General features: G+C 36.8%; 3 protein-coding genes. All 3 read right to left on the bottom strand.

What is annotated here, in order from left to right; translation table 11 throughout:
• Nucleotides 1-159: 159 nt before the first annotated feature.
• The gene (locus I1J71_RS08525; RefSeq protein ID WP_195184447.1) at nucleotides 160-1,908 is read right to left on the bottom strand and encodes a glycoside hydrolase family 13 protein; all 1,749 of its coding nucleotides are present in this window, start codon (nucleotides 1,906-1,908) and stop codon (nucleotides 160-162) included.
• Between the two features lie 233 nt (nucleotides 1,909-2,141).
• Nucleotides 2,142-2,336: a helix-turn-helix transcriptional regulator gene (locus tag I1J71_RS08520; RefSeq protein WP_006148098.1), complete on the bottom strand. Its 195-nt coding sequence runs from the start codon at nucleotides 2,334-2,336 to the stop codon at nucleotides 2,142-2,144.
• Nucleotides 2,337-2,342: 6 nt separating this feature from the next.
• Entirely contained in the window at nucleotides 2,343-2,672 is a 330-nt protein-coding gene (locus I1J71_RS08515; protein WP_195184446.1) for a hypothetical protein, read from the bottom strand.
• Between the last annotated feature and the right edge of the window lie 92 nt (nucleotides 2,673-2,764).

Below are 2,764 nucleotides of genomic sequence, written 5' to 3'. Positions count from 1 at the left end.
TTCTATATTTTGTAGAAAACTATAAAAAATCTGAATGTACATTTAGTGAAATTTACCAAAAAACTGTCCTACTAGAGGACAGCTTCTTGTTTTTATGCATCTAAAGTTACGTAATCCCTTCATTTTTTTGTAACTAGATACTTGTTGCAGTTGATTGCTTTATTTCGAAACAGTAATGACAAATCCATCTGGTAAGATGACTTGCTGACCATCTTCAAACTGGCAATGACTCGCTAAGTCAACTGAATCTCTGTCTAAGATAAAATTCTCTTTAGACTGATTAAAGATTGCTTGAACTTCTTTTCCTTGGTAGTTCCACTTCAAGGATAAAACATCTAGTTTTACTTCTTCCAAGCGATAATTTCCATGCTGAATAATGCTTGCAACGTCCTTACGAACCTTGATTAATTTCTTCATAAAATTCAGCATGTCATTGTCTTCAGAAACACGGTCCCAAGGCATGACACGACGGCAGTCAGGGTCTGGTCCACCAATTAATGCTAGCTCTGTTCCATAATAGATACAAGGGGTCCCTTTTTGAAGATAGAGGAAAGTTAGGGCTGCCTTGACATGCTGGAGATTTCCTTTGGCAGTTGTAAGGATACGCTCTGTATCATGAGAATCTAAAAGGTTAAACATCACCTCTGAGATTTGTTGCTTGTAGTACATCGACTGGCTATTGATTTCTGAAATAAACTGCTCTGTCTTTTTACGCTGACGCAAGAAATAATCCTTGATACTTTCAGAGAGCGGGTAATTCATGACAGCATGGAACTCGTCCCCTTGTAGCCAAGGCTGAGAAGTATGCCAGATTTCACCTAAGATATACAAATCAGGCTTTTTAGCTAGAACTGCCTTTCTGAAATCTCTCCAGAACTGATGGTCAATTTCATTGGCAACGTCCAAGCGCCAAGCATCGATATCAAAATTCTCAATCCAGTAAGTTGCAACGCTGAGGAGATAGTCCCTTACCTCCGGATTAGCCGTATTCAACTTAGGCATGTAGCTAGCAAAGGCAAAGGTATGATAAGGGAGTTCTCTTGGATTCTGAAGTTTATCCTCAGTAACTGGAAATTCTTGGATATGGAACCAATCTTTATAAGGTGACTTTTCGCCGTTCTTTAGAACATCCTGCCATTGGGCAGACTGGTAGCCGATATGATTGAAAACAGCATCTAGCATAATCTTGATGCCACGTTTGTGGGCTTCCTCGACTAGATTAGCAAAAACTTCCTTATCCCCAAAGTGACGGTCAATTTCAAAATAATCCGTCGTATCGTACTTGTGATTGGTTGTTGCTTCAAAAATCGGACATAGGTAAAGTCCTGTGATTCCCAAATCTTTAAGATAGTCTAAGTGGTCAATAATCCCTTGTAAATCTCCACCAAAAAAATCATCAATATTAGGTGCAATGGCAGCATCCCACTCTCGAGCTCCATCAGGAGTCAGATTAGGGTTTCCATTGGCAAATCGTTCTGGGAAAATCTGATACCAAACGGTATTTGAAACCCAGCTAGGAACCTGACATCCGTCGATTTCGTGAATATAAGGAAGCTTAAAGCCGTTTCCATCAGCATCCAAGTTTTCTTGAGTATGTTCTACACAACCCTTATCACCGTAAAAAATACCCTGACCTTCCTCATCAAGGAGCTCAAAGAGATACTGAATCCGTGCAAAATCAACCGATACCGTAACCTGCCAATAGTCAAATAGGGCATCTGCGGTTACTTTGGTCATTTCTTTCTTAGCTTCATACTTATCCTCAATGAAAATAAAGGGATCTCCATAGTGTAAGATAACCTTCTGGACATCATTTTTCTTCGTTCTAATTCGGATATGTAGCTGACCTTCTTTGTAAAGATAAGCATATTCTGATTCTGGTCTATGATAAATGGCTGTTAATTCCATGTCTTGTCTCCTAAAATTAATAAAACGCAAACGTTTTCATAACTAACAGAACTAGTATACTATTTTAGCTGTTTATTTGCAAATTTTATACCAGTTTTACGATAGATATATAAGATGGACAAGGGTAAAATTGAGTAGACTCTTTTTGAGCTTTAAAAAGAGAGTTTCCATGAACCAGAAAACTCTCTCATCATTACGAATCAGATGATTAAAATAAAAGCTATCTGATATCTTTAATCTTCTAAAATGAAAATTTCTTCAACATGTAGTCGTAGCAACCTTGCAATTTTCATTGCTAGTTCAAGTGTAGGATTGTACTTGTCATTCTCTATAGCAATTATGGTTTGTCGACTAACGCCTAATATTTTTGCCATATCTTCCTGACGTAGTCCCTCAGATTTTCTTAACTGTTTGATATTATTTTTCATACAGCATTAGTCTTTCTGAAAAAAATAAACGCCAATCGCCAAAACTACGATAAGGATAACAATAATCAAAAATATTCCTTGAACAAGTTTATTAGGTTCTTTGAAATCTTCATCACCGTCAATCATTTTCTGTTTTATGGCAGTTTGTGCAAATCCTTGAACAGAAATAGATAAACATAAAATCAGACATGGTAACATTTCAAGTTCAATGCCTTTTGTAATAGATTGATAAATATTAAATACTGTCCATCCACATAAGCCAAATAGAGCAGTTTTATAACCCCATTCCTCAGAACGTAGCTGAATCGCTCTGTCCATTTCATCCATTTTTCTCATGGTCCTGTTCCTCCAATCTGTTAAAACAATGTTAAGAGCCCTTTACATTTTTTATTATACTCCAAATATATAAAATGTCAAGATGTTTTAAC

The organism is Streptococcus infantis, from assembly GCF_015546995.1.
In the GTDB taxonomy this organism is placed as follows: Bacteria; Bacillota; Bacilli; order Lactobacillales; family Streptococcaceae; genus Streptococcus; species Streptococcus infantis_J.
The sequence above is the reverse complement of the archived record's forward strand: the minus strand, read 5'-3'. Positions and strand labels throughout refer to the sequence as shown.